Origin of the sequence: Leclercia sp. 29361 (genome assembly GCF_011290365.1) — a bacterium.
GTDB classification, from domain to species: domain Bacteria; phylum Pseudomonadota; class Gammaproteobacteria; order Enterobacterales; family Enterobacteriaceae; genus Enterobacter; species Enterobacter tamurae.
In genome coordinates this window covers 108,673-132,424 of sequence record NZ_CP049786.1, presented here as the reverse complement: position 1 = coordinate 132,424, position 23,752 = coordinate 108,673, and the positions used below count along the sequence as shown (strand labels likewise).

Here is a 23,752-nt window from a genome sequence, read left to right as displayed (position 1 = left end):
GGGTAACAACATTGATGAAGGTTAATACGATGAAAGCATTACATTTCGGCGCAGGTAATATCGGTCGTGGTTTTATCGGCAAACTGCTGGCAGACGCGGGCATTACGCTGACATTCGCGGATGTTAATCAGACGGTACTGGATGCCCTGAATGCCCGTCATAGCTATCAGGTGCATGTGGTAGGCGAAAACGAGCAGGTCGAAACCGTAACCGGCGTGAACGCGGTCAGCAGCATTGGCGACGAGGTTATTGACCTGATCGCCAGCGTTGACATGGTCACCACCGCGGTCGGCCCGGTCGTGCTGGAGCGCATCGCCCCGGCCGTCGCCAAAGGGCTGGCAAAACGTAAGGCCCAGGGTAACGACACCCCGCTGAACATTATCGCCTGTGAGAATATGGTGCGCGGCACCACCCAGCTGAAAGGTCATGTCATGGCCGCGGTGGCTGACGAAGATAAAGCCTGGGTTGAAGAGCACGTGGGCTTTGTCGATTCCGCCGTGGACCGCATTGTTCCGCCGTCGGCCTCCTTGACCCACGATCCGCTGGAAGTGACCGTAGAGACCTTCAGCGAATGGATCGTCGACAAAACCCAGTTCAAAGGCGCGCTGCCTGAGATCGCCGGGATGGAATTAACTGATAACCTGATGGCATTTGTCGAACGTAAACTCTTCACGCTGAACACCGGGCATGCTATAACCGCCTACCTCGGTAAATTAGCCGGTCATCAGACCATTCGTGACGCCATTCTCGATGAGAACGTTCGCGCCGTGGTAAAAGGTGCAATGGACGAGAGCGGCGCGGTACTGATTCAACGCTACGGTTTTGATGCCGATAAGCATGCGGCATATATTCAGAAAATCCTCGGTCGTTTTGAAAACCCGTATCTGAAAGATGACGTTGAGCGCGTGGGTCGCCAGCCGCTGCGTAAGCTGAGTGCGGGCGATCGTCTGATCAAGCCGCTGCTCGGTACGCTGGAATATGGTCTGCCGCACACCAGCCTGGTCAAAGGCATTGCCGCCGCGATGCACTACCGCAGCGAAGAAGATCCGCAGGCGCAGGAGCTGGCACAGCTGATTGACGAGCAAGGTCCACAGGCCGCACTGGCGCAGGTATCCGGTCTGGATGCCAACAGCGACGTGGTGGTGGAGGCGGTAAAAAACTACAACGCAACCAAATGATGCAGGAACTGGCGCAGGTCATCCTGCGCCCGGAATATAGATTGTCAGATATGCAGGCAATAATGGAACAAACCCAGGCCTTTGAAAACCGTGTGCTGGAGCGTCTGAATGCTGGCAAAACCGTTCGAAGTTTCCTGATATCTGCCGTCGAGTTGTTAACCGAGGCGGTGAATATCCTGGTGCTTCAGGTGTTTCGCAAAGACGACTACGCGGTGAAATACGCAGTTGAACCGTTACTCGACGGCGACGGCCCCTTGGGCGATTTATCCGTGCGTCTGAAACTGATCTATGGCCTTGGCGTTATCAGCCGTCATGAGTATGAAGATGCCGAACTGCTGATGGCGCTGCGTGAAGAGCTGAATCACGACGGCAACGAGTATGGGTTCACCGACGACGAGATCCTCGGCCCGCTTGGGGAGCTGCACTGCGTGACCGCCCTGCCCCCGTCGCCGCATTTTGATATCAGCGACCCGGAGCTGTACGCGATGCAGAAGCAGCGTTACCAGCAGATTGTCCGCTCCACCATGGTCCTGTCCCTGACTGAGCTGATTTCCCGAATCAGCTTAAAAAAAGCGTTTCAGAAGTAAGCCTGCGCACATTGGTGTATCCTTCCCTGTAATCTCCCCTGTTTTTAGAGCTATTTGTGATGAAAGAAGTCGAAAAGAACGAAATTAAACGCCTGAGCGACCGCCTGGATCTGATCCGCCACCAGCAGGCCAGCCTCTCGCTGGTTGAGGCCGCCGAGAAATACGCCGAGCTGGAAAAAGAGAAAGCGACGCTGGAAACCGAAATCGAGCGTCTGCGCGGCGTGAAAGAGCAGAAGCTGAGCAAAGAAGCGCAGAAGCTGTCAAACCTGCCGTTCCGCCGTGCGATCACTAAAAAAGAACAGGCCGATATGGGCAAGCTGAAAAAAAGCGTGCGCGGCCTGGTGGTTGTCCACCCGATGACCGAGCTGGGCCGTGAGATGGGCCTGAAAGAGATGACGGGTTTCAGCAAGACCGAGTTTTGATTTTTAGCCGGGTGGCGCAATGCTTACCCGGCCTACCGCTTTACTCCCCGTTAAAATTGGCCCAACCAATTCCGCAACCAACCCTTTGCTGGTTCACAATTCCATAATCTTTGCTCACAAACACATTGCCGACCAATAACATTTGGTTAACCATTTGTTGTCATTAACCCTACATCACACTATTGGCAGGACCACTTTTACACGCAATGTGACGCCGAGATGAGCACAGACTCACCGCGTTGCAGCAGTGTGGTCCTCGGGAGACCTGCAATGAGCCTCTGGCAACAAAACTACGATCCGGCGGGAAATATCTGGCTGTCGAGTCTGATCGCCTCGCTTCCTATCCTGTTCTTCTTCTTCGCGCTGATTAAACTCAAGCTGAAGGGCTATCTCGCCGCGACGTACACCGTCGCCATCGCCCTGCTGGTGGCCCTGTTCTTCTATAAAATGCCGGTGGATCGCGCCCTGGCCTCGGTGGTGTATGGCTTCTTCTATGGTCTGTGGCCGATTGCGTGGATCATCATCGCCGCGGTCTTTGTCTATAAAATCTCGGTAAAGACCGGGCAATTCGACATTATCCGCTCGTCGATTCTTTCGATTACGCCGGACCAGCGTCTGCAGATGCTGATCGTCGGCTTCTGTTTTGGCGCCTTCCTGGAAGGGGCGGCCGGATTCGGTGCGCCGGTGGCGATTACCGCCGCGCTGCTGGTCGGGCTGGGCTTTAACCCGCTGTATGCCGCTGGCCTGTGTCTGATCGTCAACACCGCGCCGGTGGCCTTTGGCGCGATGGGCATTCCGATTCTGGTGGCCGGGCAGGTGACCGGGCTGGACAGCTTCGAGATCGGCCAGATGGTGGGCCGTCAGCTGCCGTTCCTGACCATTATCGTGCTGTTCTGGATCATGGCGATTATGGACGGCTGGCGTGGCGTGAAGGAGACCTGGCCTGCGGTAGTGGTGGCGGGTGGCTCTTTTGCTATCGCCCAGTACCTGAGCTCCAACTTCCTCGGCCCGGAACTGCCGGACATTATCTCCTCCCTGGTCTCGCTGGTCTGTCTGACTCTGTTCCTGAAACGCTGGCAGCCGGTGCGTACCTTCCGCTTTGGCGATATGGGCGCATCGCAGGTGGATATGACCCTGGCCCGCACCCGCTACACGCCGGGACAAATTATCCGTGCCTGGTCGCCGTTCCTGTTCCTGACCGCCACGGTCACCCTGTGGAGTATCCCGCCGTTTAAAGCGCTGTTTGCCCCGAACGGCGCGCTGTACGACATGGTGGTAAATATCTCCGTGCCGTTCCTCGATAAAATGGTTGCCCGCATGCCGCCAGTGGTCCACGACGCCACGCCGTATGCTGCGGTGTACAAATTCGACTGGTTCTCTGCCACCGGCACGGCCATCCTGTTTGCCGCTATCCTTTCTATTGTGTGGCTGCGGATGAAACCCGCGGCGGCGGTACAGACCTTTGCCAGTACGCTGAAAGAGCTGGCGCTGCCGATTTACTCCATCGGGATGGTGCTGGCCTTCGCCTTTATCTCTAACTACTCCGGGCTGTCATCGACGCTGGCCCTGGCGCTGGCGCATACCGGCTCCGCGTTTACCTTCTTCTCGCCGTTCCTTGGCTGGCTGGGGGTATTCCTGACCGGGTCGGATACCTCATCGAACGCCCTGTTCGCCGCCCTGCAGGCGACCGCCGCCCAGCAGATTGGCGTCTCGGACGTGCTGCTGGTCGCCGCTAACACCACCGGCGGCGTGACCGGGAAGATGATCTCGCCGCAGTCCATCGCCATTGCCTGTGCGGCGGTAGGCCTGGTGGGCAAAGAGTCGGATCTGTTCCGCTTTACCGTGAAGCACAGCCTGATATTCACCTGCATGGTGGGGGTGATCACCACCCTGCAGGCTTACGTCTTAACCTGGATGATCCCATGATAGTGATGCCCAGACGCCTGTCCGACGAGATCGCCTCTCGCGTGCGGGCGCTGATTGAAGAACAACAGCTGGAGGCGGGCATGAAGTTGCCCGCCGAGCGCCAGCTTGCCGCCCAGCTTGGCGTGTCGCGCAACTCGCTGCGCGAAGCCTTAGCGACCCTGGTCAGCGACGGGGTTTTGCTGAGCCGTCGCGGCGGCGGGACCTTTGTGCGCTGGCAGCAGGAGGTGTGGTCAGAACAGGCGATCGTCCAGCCGCTGAAAACCTTAATGGCCAACGACCCGGACTACAGCTTCGATATTCTCGAAGCCCGTCACGCCATCGAAGCCAGCACCGCCTGGCATGCGGCCATGCGGGCGACAGAAGCTGACAAAGAGAAGCTCAAAGCCTGCTTCGAGGCAACACAAAGCAGCGATCCGGATATCGCCTCGCAGGCGGATGTGCGTTTTCATCTGGCGATTGCCGAGGCCTCGCACAACGTTGTTCTGCTCCAGACCATGCGCGGCTTCTTCGATCTGCTGCAATCCTCCGTCAAGCAGAGCCGCCAGCGTATGTATCTGGTGCCGCCGGTTTTTGCGCAGCTAACCGAGCAGCACGAGGCGGTGCTGAACGCCATTCTTACCGGGGATGCCGAAGCGGCCCGTCAGGCGATGATGGCGCATCTGGGCTTCGTGCATACCACCATCAAACAATTCGATGAAGATCAGGCCCGACAGGCGCGTATTACCCGTCTGCCTGGCGACAACGCTATTTCCAGGGAGAACAAAGCATGATCATTTCCGCAGCCAGTGACTATCGCGCCGCCGCGCAGCGCATCCTGCCCCCGTTCCTGTTTCACTACATTGACGGCGGGGCTTACTCGGAATACACCCTGCGCCGCAATGTGGAAGATCTGTCCCAGGTGGCCCTGCGCCAGCGCGTCCTGAAAAATATGTCCGACCTGAGCCTTGAGACGAAGCTGTTCAACGAAACGCTCTCCATGCCGGTAGCCCTCGCCCCCGTCGGGCTGTGCGGCATGTACGCCCGTCGCGGTGAAGTGCAGGCAGCTGCGGCCGCCGATGCCAAAGGCATCCCCTTTACCCTCTCCACCGTCTCGGTCTGCCCGATTGAAGAGGTCGCCCCGACCATCAAGCGTCCGATGTGGTTCCAGCTGTACGTTCTGCGCGATCGCGGCTTTATGCGTAATGCCCTGGAGCGCGCCAAAGCAGCGGGCTGCTCCACGCTGGTGTTTACCGTCGATATGCCGACCCCCGGCGCACGCTATCGCGATGCCCATTCCGGGATGAGCGGCGCGAACGCGGCGATGCGTCGTTACTGGCAGGCAGTGACCCATCCACAGTGGGCGTGGGATGTCGGGCTCAACGGCCGCCCGCACGATCTGGGGAATATCTCTGCCTATCTGGGTAAACCGACCGGGCTGGAAGATTACATTGGCTGGCTGGCGAATAACTTCGATCCGTCGATCTCGTGGAAAGACCTGGAGTGGATCCGTGAGTTCTGGGATGGCCCGATGGTGATCAAGGGGATCCTCGATCCTGAAGATGCACGCGACGCGGTGCGCTTTGGTGCCGACGGCATCGTGGTGTCGAACCATGGCGGCCGCCAGCTGGACGGTGTGCTCTCCTCAGCCCGCGCCCTGCCCGCCATTGCCGATGCGGTTAAGGGCGATATCGCGATTCTGGCGGACTCCGGGATCCGCAACGGTCTGGACGTGGTGCGTATGATTGCCCTCGGCGCCGATACCGTCCTGCTGGGCCGGGCTTATCTCTATGCGCTGGCGACCCACGGTCAGGCGGGGGTGGCGAATCTGCTTAATCTGATCGAGAAAGAGATGAAGGTGGCAATGACGCTGACCGGGGCGAAATCCATTCCCGAGATCAGCAAGGAGATGCTGGTGCAGGAGCTGAGCAAGATCCCTGCCGGGCTGGCACCGCTGGCACAGGGGGACGCGGCGTAGATTGGTGCGGTCTGATCCCCTCACCCTAACCCTCTCCCCAAAGGGGAGAGGGGATGATAAGCTGCCCCCCGCAATTTCAGAGCCTAATGAAATGGGGCAGCATGCTTAACATCGTACTATTCGAACCAGAAATTCCACCCAATACCGGCAATATCATCCGCCTGTGCGCTAATACCGGGTTCCGTCTGCATATTATTGAGCCGATGGGCTTTACCTGGGATGACAAGCGCCTGCGCCGCGCCGGGCTGGATTATCATGAATTTACCGCCGTGGTCCGCCATCAGGACCTGGGCGCATTTATGGACACGGAAAAGCCGGAGCGGATTTTTGCCCTGACGACCAAAGGTACGCCTGCGCACAGCGCGGTGAGCTATCAGGAAGGCGACTATCTGCTGTTTGGCCCGGAAACGCGCGGCCTGCCAGCCACCATTCTCGATGCCCTCCCTGCCGAACAAAAAATCCGTATTCCGATGATGCCGGACAGCCGCAGCATGAACCTGTCAAATGCGGTGTCGGTGGTGGTGTATGAAGCCTGGCGCCAGCTGGGGTATGCCGGCGCGATATTACGGTAGAGCCAGGCCCGGTAAGCGTCGCGCCACCGGGCGTTTACTTAAATGCCGTCGCCATACTCAAAGGTATGGTGGCCGTTGAAGAACTGATCCATATCCATCGCCGGTTTATCGCTGTCCGGCCTGCCGACAATACGCGCCGGAACGCCTGCGGCGGTGGTATGCGGCGGTACAGGCTGCAACACCACTGAACCGGCGCCAATTTTCGCCCCGCGCCCGACTTCGATATTGCCCAGAATCTTCGCGCCCGCGCCAATCATCACCCCTTCACGGATTTTCGGGTGGCGATCGCCGCTGGTTTTGCCGGTCCCGCCCAGGGTCACCGACTGCAGGATCGAGACGTCGTTTTCAATCACCGCCGTCTCACCCACCACAATCCCGGTGGCGTGGTCGAGCATGATCCCGCGACCAATCTTCGCCGCCGGGTGGATATCCACCTGGAAGCTCACCGAGACCTGATTTTGCAGGAAGATCGCCAGCGCGCGGCGGCCTTCGTTCCACAGCCAGTGGCCGATACGGTAGGACTGCAAAGCGTGGAAACCTTTCAGATAGAGCAGCGGCGTCGAGTATTTGTCCACCGCCGGGTCACGATTGCGTACCGCCTGGATATCATACGCGGCGGAGGCGATCATTTCCGGGTCGGCCGCATAGGCCTCTTCCACCACTTCACGAATGGCGATGGCTGGCATGATCGGGGAAGCCAGTTTGTTGGCGAGCATATAGCTCAGGGCGCTGCCGAGGTTTTCGTGCTTGAGTAGCGTCGCGTGGTAGAAACTGGCGAGCATCGGCTCACAGTCGGCCAGAGCCCGGGCTTCGGCTTTAATATTGTTCCAGACGATATCCAGTTCTTCACACGGCATTGCTTACTCCAGACGTAATGATAATGACCGGCCAGTTCTTTGCCGGCCGGGTCATTCAGGTGATAACGCTTTCCTGCAGTTAATTGCTGCTACGCTCGTCCTTGCGTGCACGACCTAATAAGGTCAATGCTGCCTCGCGCGCATTTTTTCCGCAATACAATACCTGATAAATTTCCTCGGTTATTGGCATTTCGACACCAAAGCGGTGTGCCAACTCGCGGACTTCCTTGGTATTACGGTAGCCTTCCACCACCTGGCCGATCTTCTCCTGCGCGCCGATAACATCCATGCCCTGTCCGAGCATCATGCCAAAACGGCGGTTACGCGACTGGTTGTCGGTACAGGTCAGCACCAGATCGCCTAACCCTGCCATCCCCATAAAGGTGGCCGGATCGGCACCCAGCGCCGCGCCCAGACGAGACATTTCGGTCAGGCCACGGGTAATCAAAGCCGTACGCGCGTTCGCGCCAAAGCCGATACCGTCAGACATGCCCGCACCGATCGCGATAACGTTCTTCACCGCACCGCCCAGCTGAACGCCGATAAAATCGGGGTTGCTGTAGACACGGAAGCTTTTACCGCAGTGCAGCAGCTGCTGCAGATCGTCAGCAAAGGTCTCGTCGGTCGAGGCCAGTGAAATGGCCGTCGGCAGCCCTGCCGCCAGCTCTTTCGCAAAGGTCGGGCCGGAGATCACCGCCAGCGGAATGGCATCACCCAGCGCTTCGCGGGCGACATCCTGCAGCAGGCGGCCGGTCTCGGCTTCCAGCCCTTTGGTGGCCCAGACCACGCGCGCATCATCACGCATCAGCGGTTTAATCTGTCGCAGCACCTGGCCAAACACGTGGCTCGGCACAACGATCAGAATATTACGGCTGGCGGCCAGCGCGGTTGCCAGGTCGCTTTCAAGATGCAGTGAGTCAGGAAAAGGCACATCAGGGAGGAACGCAACGTTGCAGCGATCGGCTTCTAACGTCGCGATATGTTCAGGATTGTGGCCCCAGAGAACCACTTCGTGACCATTTCTTGCCAGCGTGATAGCAAGAGCGGTGCCGTAAGAGCCGGCACCGATCACAGTCATTGACGCATTGACAGTACTCATCAGGCATCCTGATGTTGTTCAGTACCTTCGCCAGCTTGCTGCTGCAGATAGTTCATGAACAGCGCATCGAAGTTCACCGGCGCAAGGTTCATTTGCGGGAACGTACCACGGGAAACCAGGCTGGTGATGCATTCGCGGGCATACGGGAACAGGATGTTCGGGCAATATGCACCCAGGCAATGCGCCATCTGATTACCTTCGATGCCGCCGATGGAGAAGATGCCGCCCTGCTGTACTTCGCACAGGAATGCAGTCTCTTCGCCCAGAGAGGCGGTTACGGTAACACGCAGCACGACTTCATACACATCATCCGCCAGCTGGGTGGATGCGGTATCCAGATCAAGTTTAACCTCTGGCTGCCAGTCTTTCTGGAAAACATGCGGCGCATTTGGTGCTTCGTAGGAGACGTCTTTGGTGTAAATGCGCTGGATCTGGAAAGTCATCTCGGTGTTGTTTTGTTCTGACATGGAAATACCCTTTTTAATTGTCCTAAAACGCCTTAGCGCAGCAGGGGATCGAGTCCACCGCGCGCGTCAAGCGCATACAAGTCATCACAGCCGCCAATGTGCTGCGCATCGATAAAAATCTGCGGAACCGTCGTACGGCCACTACGTTTAATCATCTCTTCGCGCTTCGCAGCGTCGCCATCAATAGGCAGTTCCTGGAAGGCTACGCCTTTGCTGTCCAGCAGCGCTTTCGCACGATGGCAGAACGGGCAGGTCGCTTTGGTATAGATTTCGATATTGGCCATGTTCAGTCTCCTGTTTACTTACCGCGAACCAGAGGCAGATTCTCACCGCTCCAGCCAGAGATGCCGTCTTTCAGGACAGTGACGTTTGCAAAGCCTGCTTTGACGAGGGTATTTGCTGGCTCCTGAGCCTGCATCCCGGTGCCGTCGACGACAATAATGGGTTTGTCTTTATGCTTTTCCAGTTCGCCAAGGTTATTGGCTTTGATTTCGGCTGGCAGCAGGTTAATCGCGCCTGCAATGTGGCCTTTGCGGAAATCGTCACGCTGACGCAGATCGACAACCACTGCCTCTTCTTTATTGATAAGACGCGTGGCTTCGCCGCGGGTGATCACCTTCACTTTAGAGGTGAGGCCTTTGAACGTGGTGAAAAGTACTGCTGCCAGTAGACCAATCCACGCGATACAAAGTATGGGGTGGCGGCTGACAAATTGCATAATTTCTTGCATGGGGGGTAACGACTCCCGACTGAGTGAATAAAAAACCAGGACAGGAGTATACCTGTGCGTTGTGGCAAATACAGCCAGCGACAATAAGCTAATCCATTTTCTGCGTGCTGCCACGAAAAAAAAGACCGAAATTCCCCTGTCCTTACCCTTACCTCCGTGGTTTCTTTGATCTTCTGCGGCTATTTGATCGATTCAGCTGTAGTAAAATTACGCAAATTTTTTGTCTTTTGAGCAAAGAGGTTGTCGCAATGTCGGTTTCTAAAAAACCTATGGTACTGATGATTCTGGATGGCTACGGTTATCGCGAAGATCAGCAGGATAACGCCATTTTCAACGCTAAAACCCCGGTCATGGATGCACTGTGGGCCCAACGTCCTCACACGCTGATTGATGCGTCCGGTCTGGAAGTGGGTCTGCCCGATCGCCAGATGGGCAACTCCGAAGTTGGACATGTCAACCTGGGTGCCGGGCGCATTGTTTATCAGGACCTGACCCGTCTGGATGTTGAAATAAAAGAACGCACCTTCTTTGCAAACCCGGTGCTGACCGGCGCGGTTGAGAAAGCTGCCGCCGCAGGCAAAGCGGTACACATTATGGGGCTGCTCTCCGCCGGTGGCGTCCATAGCCACGAAGATCACATCATGGCGATGGTAGAGCTGGCCGCGGAAAAAGGCGCAGACAAAATCTATCTGCACGCCTTCCTTGATGGCCGCGATACCCCACCGCGCAGCGCTGAATCCTCCCTGAAAGCCTTTGAAGACAAGTTTGCCGCTCTCGGCAAAGGCCGTGTGGCGTCCATCATTGGCCGCTACTACGCCATGGATCGCGACAACCGCTGGGATCGCGTCGAGCAGGCCTACAATCTGCTGGTTGAAGCCAAAGGCGAGTTCCAGGCAAATACCGCCGTTGCTGCGCTGGAAGCCGCTTACGCCCGTGATGAAAACGACGAATTCGTGAAAGCGACCGTGATCCGTGCCGAAGGCCAGGCCGATGCCGCGATGGAAGACGGCGACGCGCTGATCTTCATGAACTTCCGCGCTGACCGCGCCCGCGAAATCACTCGCGCCTTCGTCAATGCTGACTTCGACGGCTTCGCCCGTAAAAAAGAGGTCAAGCTGGGCGATTTCGTGATGCTGACCGAATATGCCGCCGACATTAAAGCGCCGTGCGCCTATCCGCCGTCATCGCTGGCCAATACCTTCGGCGAGTGGATGGCGAAGCACGACAAGACCCAGCTGCGCATCTCCGAAACCGAGAAATACGCACACGTCACCTTCTTCTTTAACGGCGGTGTGGAAGAGTCGTTTAAAGGCGAAGACCGCATTCTGATCAACTCCCCGAAAGTGGCGACCTACGATCTGCAGCCAGAGATGAGCTCTGCCGAGCTGACCGAGAAGCTGGTCGCCGCCATCGAAAGCGGCAAATACGACACCATCATCTGTAACTACCCGAACGGCGACATGGTTGGCCATACCGGGGTGATGGAAGCGGCGATCAAAGCCATTGAAGCGCTGGATGAATGTATTGCGCAGGTCACCAAAGCTGTGGAAGCCGCTGGCGGCCAGATGCTGATCACCGCAGACCACGGCAACGCCGAACAGATGCGCGATCCGGCCACCGGCCAGGCGCACACCGCGCATACCAACCTGCCGGTCCCGATGATTTATGTCGGTGATAAATCAGTTAAAGCAGTGGATGGCGGTAAGCTTTCAGACGTTGCCCCGACCATGCTGACCCTGATGGGTATGGAAATCCCGAAAGAGATGACTGGCAAGCCGCTGTTCATCGTGGAATAATCCTTCCCCATGAGGGGAAAGGCGATTGTTTCAATCACATGGGTCGTGAAGCCGTTACGGTTATCAGTCAGGCCTTTACTTTACGCCAGCGTGCTCAGCGCTGGCGTATTGTTGTGCGCGGCATCCGCCCAGGCGGACGAGCGCGATCAGCTCAAAACCATTCAGGCAGATATCGCCGCTAAAGAGCGGGCGGTACGCCAGCAACAGCAGCAACGCTCCTCTCTGCTCGCGCAACTCAAAAAGCAGGAAGAGGCGATCTCCGCGGCGGCACGCCAGCTGCGCGAAACCCAGAACACCCTCACCCAGTTGAATAAGCAGATAGACGAGATGAATGCGTCTATCGCCAAACTTGAACGCCAGCGTGCGGCTCAGGAGCGCAATCTTGCCGCACAGTTAGATGCTGCCTTCCGCCAGGGTGAACACACCGGCGTCCAGCTGATCCTCAGCGGCGAAGAGAGCCAGCGCGGTCAGCGTCTGCAGGCCTATTTCGGCTACCTTAACCAGTCCCGCCAGGAGACCATCGCCCAGCTGAAGCAGACGCGGGAAGAGGTCAACACGCAAAAAGCGGAGCTGGAAGAGAAGCAGAGCCAACAGCAGACCCTGCTTTACGATCAGCAAGCGCAGCAGGCCAAACTGGAGCAGGCGCGCAACGAGCGTAAGAAGACCCTTGCTGGCCTCGAATCCTCCATTCAGCAAGGCCAGAGCCAGCTGAGCGAAATGCGCGCCAACGAATCCCGCTTACGTAACAGCCTTGCCCGCGCAGAAGCAGCGGCGAAGGCCCGCGCCGAACGTGAAGCCCGTGAAGCACAGGCCGTACGCAATCGCCAGCAGGAAGCCTCCCGCAAAGGCACTACCTACAAGCCAACAGAAAACGAACGCTCGCTGATGTCGCGCACCGGCGGTCTGGGCTCGCCGCGCGGCCAGGCTTACTGGCCGGTACGGGGCTCAATTCTGCATCGCTATGGCGAACAACTGCAGGGTGAGCTACGTTGGAAGGGGATTGTTATCGGTGCATCGGAAGGTAGCGAAGTCAAAGCTATTGCCGATGGCCGGGTGATCCTTGCTGACTGGCTGCAGGGTTACGGCCTGGTGGTGGTGGTTGAGCACGGTAAAGGCGACATGAGTCTTTACGGCTACAACCAGAGCGCCCTCGTCAGCGTCGGCACTCAGGTACGCGCCGGTCAGGCTATCGCCCTCGTGGGCAGCAGTGGCGGTCAGGGCCGCCCGTCACTCTATTTCGAAATTCGTCGCCAGGGTCAGGCGGTCAATCCACAGCCGTGGTTGGGAAGATAAGTTTTGCTTCAATTTCGTCGTATGGTTCTCCCCCTCGTCAGCGCACTGGCGCTGGCGATGCCGGTTTACGCAGGTAAACTCGCTATCGTCATTGATGACTTCGGTTATCGTCCACACACAGAAAATCAGGTCCTGGCGATGCCATCCGCCATCTCCGTCGCCGTGCTGCCGAATGCGCCACACGCGCACGAAATGGCCACCAAAGCTCATAAAAGCGGCCATGAAGTGTTGATCCATCTGCCGATGGCCCCGCTCAGCAAACAGCCGCTGGAAAAAGATACCCTCCGCCCGGAGATGAGCAGCAACGAGATCGAGCGCATCATCCGCGAGGCGTACGGCAAAGTGCCTTACGCCGTGGGGCTGAATAACCATATGGGCAGCGCCATGACCTCCAGCCTGTTTGGCATGCAGAAGGTGATGCAGTCCCTGGCGCGCTACAACCTCTACTTCCTCGACAGCATGACCATTGGCAACAGCCAGGCGATGCGCGCCGCGCAGGGCACCAGCGTGAAGGTGATTAAGCGTAAAGTGTTCCTCGATGACACACAAAACGAGGCCGATATCCGCGTCCAGTTTAACCGCGCCGTGCAGGTGGCCCGCCGCTCAGGCTCGGCGATCGCCATTGGTCATCCTCATCCATCCACCGTTCGCGTGTTACAGCAGATGCTGCCCACACTGCCTGCGGATATCACCCTGGTGCCGGCGAGCAGCCTGCTCAACGAGCCGCAGGTGGATACCTCTCACCCGGTGAGCCCGCCACCAACTGGCACCGCGCCTGGCACTAAACCGCGTAACCCGTTCCGCGGCGTAACGCTTTGTGCGCCGAAACAGCCGCCAGAGCCGGTCTACGTGACCCGCTACTTCTCGGTGATTGGGGAGAGCATCAGCCAGAGTTCGCTGGTGAAGTATGTCCAACTGCAGTGGCAGGGCTGGGGTAAAAAAAGCTGATACCCGCCTTACTCAATAACATGAGAGTCTGCGCGCTTTTTGCCTGCAGACTCCTTCTGTTCCTGCCGCTGATACCAGGCTTTGAAGTATTTCAGGAAGCTGTAAAAAGTGGCGTAGAGACCGGTCACCACCCCCACTCTCCCCTGGCGCCACGCGCCGCTGAACAGATACCACTTGAAGAACGCGCCGATGGCGCTAATCACCCCGCGCGCAATCGAAGGGCGTACGGTCTGGTACTTCACCAGACGGCTGGTGTAACTGTTTAGCTTGTTGAAGACCTCATGCAGCGAATAGAAGGTGTCATGGCGCACCCGGCCCGGAATTTTAACCGACTGGATCGCCCCTTCCACTTTGTCATCCACCGGACGCTGATTAAACCGCGCCTGGGTACGGTTAAAGAGCCGTACCGGAAAATCGGGCGAGGAGACGGGATAGATCGTCCGCACCTCTTCCCCTAACACATGCCAGTAGCGGGCAATGCGCCATGCCTGCTGCGGATGAGGTTCGTCACCCGCCTTCAGGCGCAGGATAAAATCAACGGTTTCTGCATCGAGGATCTCATCGCTGTCCATGCAGAGCACCCAGTCATTGCTCGCCAGTTCGATGGCGTGGTTCATCTGTACGCCATGCATGGTATAGGGCTGATGATGGGGGGTGATGCCGTATTCCTGGCAAATCGCTAACGTAGCGTCGTGACTACCCGAGTCGAGGACGATGATCTCATCGGCAACAACGATCAACGGAGGCAGGACTTCACGCAGCAGTCGTGCTGAGTTACAGGTCAATAAACAAACGGTGAGCTTGAACATAGGCGCTGTAAAGTTGAGTAAACCTGAACAGACTCTATAAGCGAAGGCTGAAAAAAGCGAAGAAAAGCGGATAACTATCCGGTTGTGGACCGAAAAACGTGAGGCCTGCGGAAAAAAGCGCCCGCAGGCGCTTTTCATTTTAATCCCAGCTCAGGATCACTTTCCCGGACTGGCCTGAACGCATCGCGTCAAAGCCTTGCTGGAACTCATCGATGGAGAAGCGATGAGTAATGAGTGGCGACAGATCCAGACCAGACTGGATCAGGGCTGCCATCTTGTACCAGGTTTCGAACATCTCACGGCCATAAATGCCCTTGATAAACAGGCCCTTGAAGATCACTTTGTTCCAGTCGATGGACATATCAGACGGCGGAATACCCAGCATCGCGATACGGCCACCGTGGTTCATGGTGTCGAGCATAGTACGGAATGCCGGCGGCGCGCCGGACATCTCCAGACCGACGTCAAAGCCTTCGGTCATCCCCAGCTCTTCCATCACGTCGGCCAGATTCTCTTTCGAGACATCCACCGCACGGGTGACGCCCATTTTGCGCGCCAGTGACAGACGATATTCGTTCACGTCGGTGATCACCACGTTGCGGGCACCCACGTGCTTCGCCACCGCAGCCGCCATGATGCCGATCGGGCCTGCGCCGGAGACCAGCACATCTTCGCCTACCAGGTCGAATGACAGCGCTGTGTGCACTGCGTTGCCGAACGGGTCGAAGATCGACGCCAGATCGTCGGAGATATTGTCCGGGATTTTGAAGGCGTTAAACGCCGGGATCACCAGATATTCTGCAAAGCTGCCCGGACGGTTAACGCCCACGCCGACGGTATTACGGCAAAGGTGAGTGCGTCCGCCGCGGCAGTTACGGCAGTGACCGCAGGTGATATGGCCTTCGCCGGAGACGCGATCGCCAATTTTAAAACCTTTCACTTCCTGACCAATGCCAACCACTTCGCCGACATATTCGTGGCCGACAACCATCGGCACCGGAATGGTCTTCTGCGACCACTGGTCCCAGTTGTAGATGTGAACGTCCGTGCCGCAGATGGCGGTTTTACGAATTTTGATCAGCAGATCGTTATGACCGACTTCCGGCTCCGGAACGTCGGTCATCCAGATGCCTTCTTCCGCTTTCAGTTTGGATAATGCTTTCATTACGCGTCCTCAGGCAATTACGCCCAGCTGTTTGCCGATGCGGGTGAAGGCTTCAACCGCACGCTCAATTTGTTCAGGGGAATGCGCCGCCGACATCTGGGTGCGAATACGCGCCTGACCTTTTGGCACCACCGGGAAGAAGAATCCGGTGACGTAAATCCCCTCTTTCTGCAGCTCGCGGGCAAAGTTCTGCGCCACTACGGCATCGCCCAGCATCACCGGGATAATGGCGTGATCGGCACCGGCAAGGGTAAAGCCCGCCGCGGTCATTTTTTCGCGGAACAGACGGGCGTTTGACCACAGACGGTCGCGCAGATCGGCACCGGACTCCACCATCTCCAGCACCTTGATGGAGGCGGAAACAATGGCCGGGGCCAGGGAGTTGGAGAACAGATACGGACGGGAACGCTGACGCAGCCACTCCACCACCTCTTTGCGCGCCGCGGTGTAGCCGCCGGATGCGCCGCCGAGCGCTTTGCCCAGCGTGCCGGTGATGATGTCCACCCGGCCCATCACCTCACAGTATTCGTGGGAGCCACGACCATTCTCGCCGACAAAGCCGACCGCGTGCGAGTCATCGACCATCACCAGCGCATCGTATTTGTCCGCCAGATCGCAGACGCCTTTCAGGTTGGCGATCACGCCGTCCATCGAGAACACGCCATCGGTGGCGATCAGCACGTGACGCGCCCCGGCCTCGCGAGCCTCTTTCAGACGGGCCTCCAGCTCAACCATGTCGTTGTTGGCGTAGCGGAAACGCTTCGCTTTACACAGACGCACGCCGTCAATGATCGACGCATGATTCAGGGCATCGGAAATGATGGCATCTTCCGCACCGAGCAGGGTCTCAAACAGACCGCCGTTAGCGTCGAAGCAGGAGGAATACAGAATCGCATCTTCCATGCCGAGGAACGCAGCCAGCTTGCTCTCCAGCGCTTTATGGCTGTCCTGGGTGCCGCAGATGAAGCGCACGGAGGCCATACCAAAACCGTGGGTGTCCATGCCTGCCTTCGCGGCAGCGATCAGCTCAGGGTGATTCGCCAGACCTAAATAGTTGTTGGCACAGAAGTTAATCACATGGCTGCCGTCGGCAACGGTGATATCTGCCTGCTGAGCAGAAGTAATGATCCGCTCTTCTTTGAACAACCCTTCCGCACGCGCGGTTTCCAGGTCACTGTTTAACTGTTTGTAAAAATCACCACGCATTGCAATTCTCCAGACTCGGCAAATTTCGGCACATATTACCCAAAGCTATACCCCGATACGAGATGACGCATTAACAGTTCTCGTTTTTGCAGCATAAATCACGTGTACCCCTGCGGGATGTCGGTGAATGGCTGATGGGGAGTCATACTAATGATATGATATGACTATTAGTGTCCGGGATTGTCCCCGGACTCCACACTTCAAAGGTTACAGCTATGATCATCGTTACCGGCGGCGCGGGCTTTATCGGCAGCAATATTATTAAGGCCCTCAATGACAAAGGCATCACCGACATCCTGGTGGTGGACAACCTGAAAGACGGCACCAAGTTCGTTAACCTGGTGGATCTGAACATTGCCGATTACATGGATAAAGAAGATTTCCTTATCCAGATTATGGCGGGTGAAGAGTTCGGTGAGATCGAGGCCATCTTCCATGAAGGTGCATGCTCCTCCACCACCGAGTGGGACGGCAAGTACATGATGGATAATAACTATCAGTACTCCAAAGAGGTGTTGCACTACTGCCTGGAGCGTGAAATTCCGTTCCTGTACGCCTCTTCCGCAGCGACCTACGGCGGGCGCACTTCAGACTTTATTGAATCCCGTGAATTTGAGCAGCCGCTGAACGTTTACGGCTACTCCAAGTTCCTGTTCGACGAATACGTGCGCCAGGTGCTGCCAGAAGCCAACTCGCAGATCGTTGGCTTCCGCTACTTTAACGTCTACGGACCGCGCGAAGGTCACAAAGGCAGCATGGCGAGCGTGGCATTCCACCTCAATACCCAGCTGAACAACGGTGAAACCCCGAAATTGTTCGAAGGCAGCGATGGCTTCAAGCGTGACTTCGTCTACGTGGGTGACGTGGCAGCAGTGAACCTGTGGTTCTGGGAAAACGGCGTCTCCGGCATCTTCAACCTGGGTACCGGCCGCGCAGAGTCCTTCCAGGCGGTAGCCGATGCTGCGCTGGCGTATCATCAGAAAGGCAGCCTCGAGTACATCCCGTTCCCGGACAAGCTGAAAGGCCGCTACCAGGCATTTACCCAGGCGGATCTGACCAACCTGCGCGCCGCCGGCTATGACAAGCCGTTCAAGACCGTTGCCGAAGGCGTAACGGAGTATATGGCCTGGCTGAACCGCGACCGCGATATCAGTTCACAAAATCATTCGAGCGGTATCAAGGCGGCAACTAAGTGAATCTCCAGGAGCTTACAAAAGTAAGTGACTGGAGTGAACGCAGGCAGCCAACGCAGAGACAGCTTGAAGGATGAAGTGAATGAAAATACTGGTGATTGGCCCGTCATGGGTGGGCGACATGATGATGTCGCAAAGTCTCTATCGCACGCTCAAGGCGCGCTATCCCCAGGCGATAATTGACGTGATGGCACCCGCGTGGTGCCGTCCGCTGTTATCGCGGATGCCGGAAGTTAACGAGGCGATCCCGATGCCGCTTGGTCACGGGGCGCTGGAACTCGCAGAGCGCCGCAAGCTCGGCCATAACCTGCGCGACAAGCGCTACGACCGCGCCTACGTCCTGCCTAACTCCTTTAAATCGGCATTAGTGCCCTTCTTCGCCAGCGTGCCGCACCGCACCGGCTGGCGGGGCGAGATGCGCTACGGCCTGCTGAATGACGCCCGGATCCTGGATAAAGAGGCCTGGCCCCTGATGGTGGAGCGCTACGTAGCGCTGGCCTACGACAAAGGCGTAATGCGCAGCGCGAAAGATCTGCCCCAGCCGCTGCTGTGGCCGCAGCTCCAGGTCCACGAGGGTGAAAAATCCCAGACCTGTAACGCCTTTGGCCTGTTACCCGATCGGCCGCTGATTGGCTTCTGTCCTGGCGCGGAATTTGGCCCGGCAAAACGCTGGCCGCACTATCACTATGCTGAGCTGGCGAAGCAGCTGATCGACGAAGGCTATCAGATTGTGCTGTTCGGCTCGGCGAAAGATCATGAGGCGGGGAATGAAATCCTCGCCGCGCTGAGCATTGAGCAGCAGACCTGGTGCCGCAATCTGGCCGGGGAAACCCAGCTGGAGCAGGCCGTTATTCTGCTCGCCGCCTGTAAGGCCGTGGTCACTAACGACTCCGGCCTGATGCACGTTGCCGCGGCGCTGAACCGCCCGCTGGTGGCGCTGTACGGCCCGAGCAGCCCGGACTTTACCCCGCCGCTGTCGCATAAGGCGCGGGTGATCCGTCTGATCACTGGCTACCACAAAGTACGTAAGGGTGACGCCGCCGAAGGCTATCACCAGAGCCTGATCGACATTACCCCGCAGCGTGTCCTCGACGAGCTTAACGAGCTGCTGTTGAGCGAAGAAGGGTAACGGATGCGGGTAATGATCGTTAAAACCTCCTCGATGGGCGACGTGCTCCATACGTTGCCCGCGCTCACCGATGCCATGCAGGCCATTCCGGGTATCCGTTTTGACTGGGTGGTGGAAGAAGGCTTCGCGCAGATCCCGGGCTGGCATCAAGCCGTAGACCGGGTGATCCCGGTGGCGATCCGTCGCTGGCGCAAAGCCTGGTTCTCCGCACCGATTAAAGCCGAACGTCAGGCCTTTCGCGAGGCGGTTCAGGCTCAGCATTATGATGCCATCATTGACGCCCAGGGGCTGGTCAAAAGCGCGGCGCTGGTCACCCGACTGGCGCACGGCGTGAAGCACGGTATGGACTGGCACAGCGCCCGCGAACCGCTGGCGAGCCTGTTCTATACCCGCCGCCATGCAATCGCGAAGCAGCAGCACGCAGTGGAACGCACCCGGGAGCTGTTCGCCAAAAGCTTGGGCTATGCGAAACCCGACATGCAGGGGGATTACGCGATTTCCCGGCACTTCCTGCACGATTCAGAACCCAAAAGCGCGCCTTATCTGATTTTCCTGCACGCCACCACCCGGGATGATAAACACTGGCCGGAAGCCCACTGGCGCGATCTTATCGGCCTGCTGAGTAATACAGGGCTGCGCATTAAGCTCCCGTGGGGCGCCCCGCACGAAGAGGCGCGGGCGAAGCGTCTGGCAGAAGGCTTTGATTACGTGGACGTCCTGCCGCGGATGAAGCTGGACGGCGTGGCGCAACAGCTGGCAGGCGCCACGGCGGTAGTGTCGGTGGATACCGGCCTCAGCCACCTGACGGCGGCGCTGGATCGTCCTAATATTACGCTTTACGGCCCGACGGATCCGGGTCTGATTGGCGGCTATGGCAAAAATCAATATATCTGCCGCCCGGAACATTCATCGCAGCTGAGCGACCTGTCCGCCGCTGCGGTATTTGCGCAATTAGAGCCGTTGCTGGCAGCAGAGAGAGCCTATGTCTGATTTTTTCTCAGCGGAGCGCCCACCGAAGCGCGTGCTGATCGTTAAGCTGCGTCACCACGGTGACGTCCTGCTGACCTCGCCGGTCTTTACGGTGTTGAAAAAGAACTACCCCGATGTCGAAGTGGATGCCCTGGTGTATGACGACACCCAGGCGATGCTCACCAGCCACCCGTATATCGACCAGGTGCATACCATTGGCCGCAACTGGCGCAAAAAAGGCTGGTTCGCGCAGTTCCGCCTGTACCGCGCCCTGCTGAATACCCTGAAGGCGCGGCAGTATGACGTGCTGATCAACCTGACCGAACACTGGCACGGCGCGCGGCTGGCGCGTCGTCTGAAACCGCGCGTGTCCGTCGGCTTTAAGCCCGATAAACGCGGCGGGCTGGCACGTCGCCGCTGGGTCAAATCCTTTACCACCCTCTATCCCGCGATTCAGGATAACAGCCGCCATATGGTGGAGGTGAATCTGGATGCGCTGCGGCGGATCGGTATTCATCCGCAGACCGATGCCGACAAACATACCCTGTTTGTGCCGGGCGATGCGGCGGAAGCGTCGATTGCGGAGAAACTGGCCGGCTTCGGGCTGACGAGCCAGTCCTACATTCTGGTGCACCCGACGTCGCGCTGGATGTTTAAGGCCTGGGATATCAACAAGCTGGCGGCGACCATCGATAACCTGGCGGCCCGCGGCCTGCCGATTATCCTCTCTGCGGCACCGTCAAAAGAAGAAACCGCCTACATGGATGCGCTGCGTGCCGCGCTCACCCAGCCGGTGTTTGATTTAAGCGGCCAGTTAAACCTGAAAGAGCTGGGCGCGCTGATGAAGCACGCGCGGGTCTACTTTGGCGTCGATTCGATGCCGATGCACCTCGCCAGCGCGGTGGGAACCCCGACCGTCGCCATCTTCGGCCCGACCGGGGCGATCAAGTGGGCCCCGTGGGGGGTGAACTACAGGGTGATCGTTGCTGGCTTTACCTGTCAGCCCTGCGGTAAAGCGGGCTGCGGCGACAGCGGCGTCTCCGACTGCATTACGGCGATCACCCCGCAGATGGTGCTGAGCGCCATCGATACCCTACTGCTGGAAAACCCGGCATGAAGCTGGCTATCGTCCGACAGACCTATAACCCCAACGGCGGCGCGGAACGTTTTGTCTCCCGCGCGCTGAACGTGTTGGCGCAGGATACGGCCCTGGACGTGACGCTGATCGCCCGTCAATGGGAAGATGCCGCAGGCTGGAAAACCCTGACGGTCAACCCGGCCTTCCGCAACCGACTCGATCGCGAGTCGGGTTTTGCCGACGCTGCGGCGGCGCAGTTTGCCCAGTTCGATATCGTGCAGAGCCACGAACGCATTCCAGGGGCGACCATCTTCCGCGCCGGGGATGGCGTACATGCCACCTGGCTTGCGCAGTACAATCGCATCCAGTCGCCGCTGGCGCGCTGGGCGCAGTCCCTGAGCCGCTACCATCGCTATATTTTGCAGGCGGAAGCGCAGATGTTTACCCATCCTGCGCTGCGCAACGTGATCTGCAATTCGAAAATGGTGCGGGATGATATCGCCCGCCGTTTTGGCCTGCCGGACGACAAGCTGACGGTGATCTACAACGGTGTGGATACTGCCCACTTCAGTCCTGAGGTGCGCTCGCTCTCCCAGCGTGATGCGCTGGGGATCCCCCAGGCAGCACTGGTGCTGGCCTATGTCGGCTCCGGGTTCAGTCGTAAAGGGGTGGCGACGGCGCTGCGCGCCATTGTTCCTCACCCTGATGTCTGGCTGCTGATCGCCGGGCGCGACAAGCATGCGCGCAAATTCGAAAAGCTGGCCCAGACCCTCGGCGTGGCGTCCCGGGTGCGTTTTCTGGGGCCGGTTGCAGATGTCCGCCAGGTGTACGGCACCGCCGACGCGCTGATCCTGCCGACGCTTTACGATCCCTTCCCGAACGTCTGCGTCGAAGCGCTGGCCTGTGGCCTGCCGCTGCTCACCAGCCATGGCTGCGGCGCGGCGGAGTGGATTGAAGAGGGTGTTAACGGCTGGGTGCGCGACGCGCTCGACAGCGACGGGTATCAGCAGGTGATAAGCCTCTGGCTTCAGGGCCGTGAACAGGGTGTTGATTATTCAGCAGCGGCACGCGCCACTGCTGAGCCTTATACCCTGGAGCGGATGGCGAAAGAGCTGCAGGCGCTTTACCGTGACCTGCTGCGCTGAGCCGCGGTGGAAAAGACCTTTTCCATCGCCTCCAGCATGCACTCGCGGGTAAAATGGCTGCACAGGTAATCGTATCCCTGCTGCGCCAGCTTTTCGCGCAGCGCGCCGTCGTCGTATAACTGCACAATCGCCTCGCGCAGCGCCGTTTCGTCGCGCTGCGCAATCAAAATCCCGGTCTGGCCGTTAATCACCGCATCAGCCGTGCCGCCCGCGTCGGTGGCAATGGTCGCAATACGCGAGGCCAGCGACTGCAGTACCCCCTGCGGGACGCCTTCCATATCGTGCGAAGGGCTGAGTGCGACATCAAAGGCCGGGAACCAGCGCTCTGGATCGCTGCGATGCCCCGCCATCACCACTCGCTCCTGCAATCCCAGGTCGATAATCTCCTGCTCCAGCGTCATTTTATGCGGCCCTTCGCCGACGATCGCCAGTCTGATGTGCGGGTTATCAATGCTGGCCAGGGCACGCAGCAGTACGCTATGGCCCTTGTTAGGCCGCAGGTGCGACACCACGCCCAGCCAGAAATCGGCCTGCGACAGGCCACAGTGCTCTCGGGCGGCTTGTTTATCCGCCGGGTGAAAACGTTGGGTATCTACGCCGCTCGGTACGGACGTGCTCTGGGCCATCGGCACGCCGATATCCGCCATCTGCTGGCGCAGCGCTTCCCCGGTAGTCACGATATGGGCGCAGGCTTTGCGAAACAGCCAGCGGGTGGTCCAGTTATTGCGCGGCACGCCGGAGGCATGACGGGTACGCACCAGCGGAACCGGGTCCGACAGGGTGAGGTTGGCCAGCGCCACCAGCCAGGTATCGGCAGAATTGTGACTGTTGATGACATCAACGGACTGGCGGTTCTCTTTCAGCCAGCGGCGCAGCAGCTGTAGGTTTTTCAGGTTCTTACGTCGTAGCGGCATCGTTACGACCGTTAACCCGGCATCGCGTGCCAGACCGTGTAGCGGTGCACTCTCCGGACAAAGTATGGTCACCTGATGGCCGCGCTGAATCATCCCTAAGGACTCATTAATGATGCGTAATGGCTGACCGCCCTTACCACCGTCTGCTTCAGTGTGAACGATATGCATACTTTTCCTGTTTATTGTGCAAGAACTTGCCGTAGCAGCAAATTATAACCGTTACGGCCTGGGTAATACATAAAGCCTGGTGCCGGAAAGCGCGTAACGGATTATTCTTGCTTACAAACATTGTCCTTCTGTAGGTCAGGCATTTGT

At 58.2% G+C, this 23,752-nt stretch carries 24 protein-coding genes; 15 read left to right on the top strand and 9 right to left on the bottom strand.

Annotated features, from left to right (window positions below; all coding sequences use genetic code 11):
• The first annotated feature begins 29 nt into the window (after positions 1-29).
• The 7 genes from mtlD (at position 30) to trmL (ending at position 6,639) form a co-directional block, all read left to right on the top strand.
• Complete coding sequence (mtlD, locus tag G7090_RS00660) at positions 30-1,178, top strand: mannitol-1-phosphate 5-dehydrogenase (RefSeq protein WP_166181168.1); 1,149 nt, start codon at positions 30-32, stop codon at positions 1,176-1,178.
• Positions 1,175-1,765 carry a mannitol operon repressor MtlR gene (mtlR, locus tag G7090_RS00655; protein ID WP_106995469.1) on the top strand — a complete coding sequence of 197 codons (591 nt, stop codon included), beginning with the start codon at positions 1,175-1,177 and terminating at the stop codon, positions 1,763-1,765. The genes mtlD and mtlR overlap by 4 nt, the downstream gene beginning before the upstream one ends.
• Before the next feature lie 59 nt (positions 1,766-1,824).
• Complete coding sequence (locus tag G7090_RS00650; RefSeq protein WP_106995468.1) at positions 1,825-2,187, top strand: YibL family ribosome-associated protein; 363 nt, start codon at positions 1,825-1,827, stop codon at positions 2,185-2,187.
• A 270-nt stretch (positions 2,188-2,457) separates the two neighbouring features.
• Positions 2,458-4,113, top strand: coding sequence for an L-lactate permease (lldP, locus tag G7090_RS00645; protein ID WP_166181166.1), 1,656 nt, complete (start codon positions 2,458-2,460; stop codon positions 4,111-4,113).
• Positions 4,110-4,883, top strand: coding sequence for a transcriptional regulator LldR (gene lldR / locus G7090_RS00640; RefSeq protein WP_166181164.1), 774 nt, complete (start codon positions 4,110-4,112; stop codon positions 4,881-4,883). The genes lldP and lldR overlap by 4 nt, the downstream gene beginning before the upstream one ends.
• Positions 4,880-6,067 (top strand): FMN-dependent L-lactate dehydrogenase LldD, encoded by a 1,188-nt coding sequence (gene lldD / locus G7090_RS00635; protein WP_166181162.1) that lies wholly within the window; start codon positions 4,880-4,882, stop codon positions 6,065-6,067. Before lldR ends, lldD begins: the two co-directional genes overlap by 4 nt.
• A gap of 101 nt (positions 6,068-6,168) precedes the next feature.
• Positions 6,169-6,639, top strand: a complete 471-nt coding sequence (trmL, locus tag G7090_RS00630; protein ID WP_106995463.1) for a tRNA (uridine(34)/cytosine(34)/5-carboxymethylaminomethyluridine(34)-2'-O)-methyltransferase TrmL — start codon at positions 6,169-6,171, stop codon at positions 6,637-6,639.
• 38 nt (positions 6,640-6,677) lie between these two features.
• On the opposite strand, the gene cysE is transcribed toward trmL, so the two are convergent.
• The 5 genes from cysE to G7090_RS00605 all read right to left on the bottom strand — a co-directional run bounded on the left by cysE (position 6,678) and on the right by G7090_RS00605 (position 9,792).
• Positions 6,678-7,496 carry a serine O-acetyltransferase gene (gene cysE, locus G7090_RS00625; RefSeq protein WP_106995462.1) on the bottom strand — a complete coding sequence of 273 codons (819 nt, stop codon included), beginning with the start codon at positions 7,494-7,496 and terminating at the stop codon, positions 6,678-6,680.
• Between the two features lie 79 nt (positions 7,497-7,575).
• Positions 7,576-8,595, bottom strand: coding sequence for an NAD(P)H-dependent glycerol-3-phosphate dehydrogenase (gpsA, locus tag G7090_RS00620; protein ID WP_106995461.1), 1,020 nt, complete (start codon positions 8,593-8,595; stop codon positions 7,576-7,578).
• A complete protein-coding gene (secB, locus tag G7090_RS00615; RefSeq protein WP_166181160.1) occupies positions 8,595-9,062 on the bottom strand; it encodes a protein-export chaperone SecB in 468 nt (155 codons plus the stop codon). Before secB ends, gpsA begins: the two co-directional genes overlap by 1 nt.
• Positions 9,063-9,094: 32 nt before the next feature.
• Positions 9,095-9,346 carry a glutaredoxin 3 gene (gene grxC, locus G7090_RS00610; RefSeq protein WP_032615744.1) on the bottom strand — a complete coding sequence of 84 codons (252 nt, stop codon included), beginning with the start codon at positions 9,344-9,346 and terminating at the stop codon, positions 9,095-9,097.
• Positions 9,347-9,360: 14 nt separating this feature from the next.
• Entirely contained in the window at positions 9,361-9,792 is a 432-nt protein-coding gene (locus G7090_RS00605) for a rhodanese-like domain-containing protein (protein ID WP_106995459.1), read from the bottom strand.
• 248 nt (positions 9,793-10,040) lie between these two features.
• On the opposite strand from G7090_RS00605, the gene gpmM reads away from it, so the two are divergent.
• Genes gpmM through G7090_RS00590 form a run of 3 tightly spaced genes read left to right on the top strand, consistent with a single transcriptional unit; the run spans position 10,041 to position 13,829 of the window.
• On the top strand, positions 10,041-11,588 hold the full coding sequence (gpmM, locus tag G7090_RS00600; protein ID WP_166181158.1) for a 2,3-bisphosphoglycerate-independent phosphoglycerate mutase: 1,548 nt from the start codon (positions 10,041-10,043) through the stop codon (positions 11,586-11,588).
• 33 nt (positions 11,589-11,621) lie between these two features.
• Positions 11,622-12,881: a murein hydrolase activator EnvC gene (envC, locus tag G7090_RS00595; protein WP_242685391.1), complete on the top strand. Its 1,260-nt coding sequence runs from the start codon at positions 11,622-11,624 to the stop codon at positions 12,879-12,881.
• Positions 12,882-12,884: 3 nt separating this feature from the next.
• The gene (locus tag G7090_RS00590) at positions 12,885-13,829 is read left to right on the top strand and encodes a divergent polysaccharide deacetylase family protein (RefSeq protein ID WP_166181156.1); all 945 of its coding nucleotides are present in this window, start codon (positions 12,885-12,887) and stop codon (positions 13,827-13,829) included.
• An 8-nt stretch (positions 13,830-13,837) separates the two neighbouring features.
• On the opposite strand, the gene G7090_RS00585 is transcribed toward G7090_RS00590, so the two are convergent.
• From G7090_RS00585 to kbl, 3 genes are all read right to left on the bottom strand, one after another.
• Positions 13,838-14,638, bottom strand: a complete 801-nt coding sequence (locus G7090_RS00585; RefSeq protein WP_166181154.1) for a glycosyltransferase family 2 protein — start codon at positions 14,636-14,638, stop codon at positions 13,838-13,840.
• Between the two features lie 139 nt (positions 14,639-14,777).
• A complete protein-coding gene (gene tdh, locus G7090_RS00580) occupies positions 14,778-15,803 on the bottom strand; it encodes an L-threonine 3-dehydrogenase (RefSeq protein ID WP_106995454.1) in 1,026 nt (341 codons plus the stop codon).
• A 9-nt stretch (positions 15,804-15,812) separates the two neighbouring features.
• Entirely contained in the window at positions 15,813-17,009 is a 1,197-nt protein-coding gene (kbl, locus tag G7090_RS00575; RefSeq protein ID WP_106995453.1) for a glycine C-acetyltransferase, read from the bottom strand.
• Between the two features lie 215 nt (positions 17,010-17,224).
• Here kbl and rfaD point away from each other — a divergent pair, with 215 nt between their 5' ends.
• From rfaD to G7090_RS00550, 5 genes are all read left to right on the top strand, one after another.
• Positions 17,225-18,205 carry an ADP-glyceromanno-heptose 6-epimerase gene (rfaD, locus tag G7090_RS00570; RefSeq protein ID WP_166181152.1) on the top strand — a complete coding sequence of 327 codons (981 nt, stop codon included), beginning with the start codon at positions 17,225-17,227 and terminating at the stop codon, positions 18,203-18,205.
• A gap of 79 nt (positions 18,206-18,284) precedes the next feature.
• Positions 18,285-19,331, top strand: a complete 1,047-nt coding sequence (rfaF, locus tag G7090_RS00565) for an ADP-heptose--LPS heptosyltransferase RfaF (RefSeq protein WP_166181150.1) — start codon at positions 18,285-18,287, stop codon at positions 19,329-19,331.
• 3 nt (positions 19,332-19,334) lie between these two features.
• Positions 19,335-20,321, top strand: coding sequence for a lipopolysaccharide heptosyltransferase RfaC (rfaC, locus tag G7090_RS00560; protein WP_166181148.1), 987 nt, complete (start codon positions 19,335-19,337; stop codon positions 20,319-20,321).
• Positions 20,314-21,417: a putative lipopolysaccharide heptosyltransferase III gene (gene rfaQ / locus G7090_RS00555; RefSeq protein ID WP_166181146.1), complete on the top strand. Its 1,104-nt coding sequence runs from the start codon at positions 20,314-20,316 to the stop codon at positions 21,415-21,417. Before rfaC ends, rfaQ begins: the two co-directional genes overlap by 8 nt.
• The gene (locus tag G7090_RS00550; RefSeq protein ID WP_166181144.1) at positions 21,414-22,523 is read left to right on the top strand and encodes a glycosyltransferase family 4 protein; all 1,110 of its coding nucleotides are present in this window, start codon (positions 21,414-21,416) and stop codon (positions 22,521-22,523) included. Before rfaQ ends, G7090_RS00550 begins: the two co-directional genes overlap by 4 nt.
• Here the strand turns inward: G7090_RS00550 and G7090_RS00545 are convergent.
• On the bottom strand, positions 22,502-23,605 hold the full coding sequence (locus G7090_RS00545) for a glycosyltransferase family 4 protein (RefSeq protein WP_166181142.1): 1,104 nt from the start codon (positions 23,603-23,605) through the stop codon (positions 22,502-22,504). The genes G7090_RS00550 and G7090_RS00545 overlap by 22 nt on opposite strands.
• Positions 23,606-23,752 lie beyond the last annotated feature (147 nt).

Bases quoted from the DNA above. Each gene is read 5' to 3' on its own strand.
- mtlR (WP_106995469.1), top strand. From the start codon at position 1,175: ATGATGCAGGAACTGGCGCAGGTCATCCTGCGCCCGGAATATAGATTG.
- secB (WP_166181160.1), bottom strand. From the start codon at position 9,062: ATGTCAGAACAAAACAACACCGAGATGACTTTCCAGATCCAGCGCATT.
- G7090_RS00650 (WP_106995468.1), top strand. From the start codon at position 1,825: ATGAAAGAAGTCGAAAAGAACGAAATTAAACGCCTGAGCGACCGCCTG.
- gpmM (WP_166181158.1), top strand. From the start codon at position 10,041: ATGTCGGTTTCTAAAAAACCTATGGTACTGATGATTCTGGATGGCTAC.
- lldP (WP_166181166.1), top strand. From the start codon at position 2,458: ATGAGCCTCTGGCAACAAAACTACGATCCGGCGGGAAATATCTGGCTG.
- kbl (WP_106995453.1), bottom strand. From the start codon at position 17,009: ATGCGTGGTGATTTTTACAAACAGTTAAACAGTGACCTGGAAACCGCG.
- grxC (WP_032615744.1), bottom strand. From the start codon at position 9,346: ATGGCCAATATCGAAATCTATACCAAAGCGACCTGCCCGTTCTGCCAT.
- rfaD (WP_166181152.1), top strand. From the start codon at position 17,225: ATGATCATCGTTACCGGCGGCGCGGGCTTTATCGGCAGCAATATTATT.
- cysE (WP_106995462.1), bottom strand. From the start codon at position 7,496: ATGCCGTGTGAAGAACTGGATATCGTCTGGAACAATATTAAAGCCGAA.
- G7090_RS00605 (WP_106995459.1), bottom strand. From the start codon at position 9,792: ATGCAAGAAATTATGCAATTTGTCAGCCGCCACCCCATACTTTGTATC.
- lldR (WP_166181164.1), top strand. From the start codon at position 4,110: ATGATAGTGATGCCCAGACGCCTGTCCGACGAGATCGCCTCTCGCGTG.
- rfaQ (WP_166181146.1), top strand. From the start codon at position 20,314: ATGTCTGATTTTTTCTCAGCGGAGCGCCCACCGAAGCGCGTGCTGATC.
- G7090_RS00550 (WP_166181144.1), top strand. From the start codon at position 21,414: ATGAAGCTGGCTATCGTCCGACAGACCTATAACCCCAACGGCGGCGCG.
- mtlD (WP_166181168.1), top strand. From the start codon at position 30: ATGAAAGCATTACATTTCGGCGCAGGTAATATCGGTCGTGGTTTTATC.
- gpsA (WP_106995461.1), bottom strand. From the start codon at position 8,595: ATGAGTACTGTCAATGCGTCAATGACTGTGATCGGTGCCGGCTCTTAC.
- G7090_RS00585 (WP_166181154.1), bottom strand. From the start codon at position 14,638: ATGTTCAAGCTCACCGTTTGTTTATTGACCTGTAACTCAGCACGACTG.
- trmL (WP_106995463.1), top strand. From the start codon at position 6,169: ATGCTTAACATCGTACTATTCGAACCAGAAATTCCACCCAATACCGGC.
- lldD (WP_166181162.1), top strand. From the start codon at position 4,880: ATGATCATTTCCGCAGCCAGTGACTATCGCGCCGCCGCGCAGCGCATC.
- tdh (WP_106995454.1), bottom strand. From the start codon at position 15,803: ATGAAAGCATTATCCAAACTGAAAGCGGAAGAAGGCATCTGGATGACC.
- rfaF (WP_166181150.1), top strand. From the start codon at position 18,285: ATGAAAATACTGGTGATTGGCCCGTCATGGGTGGGCGACATGATGATG.
- rfaC (WP_166181148.1), top strand. From the start codon at position 19,335: ATGCGGGTAATGATCGTTAAAACCTCCTCGATGGGCGACGTGCTCCAT.
- G7090_RS00545 (WP_166181142.1), bottom strand. From the start codon at position 23,605: ATGCATATCGTTCACACTGAAGCAGACGGTGGTAAGGGCGGTCAGCCA.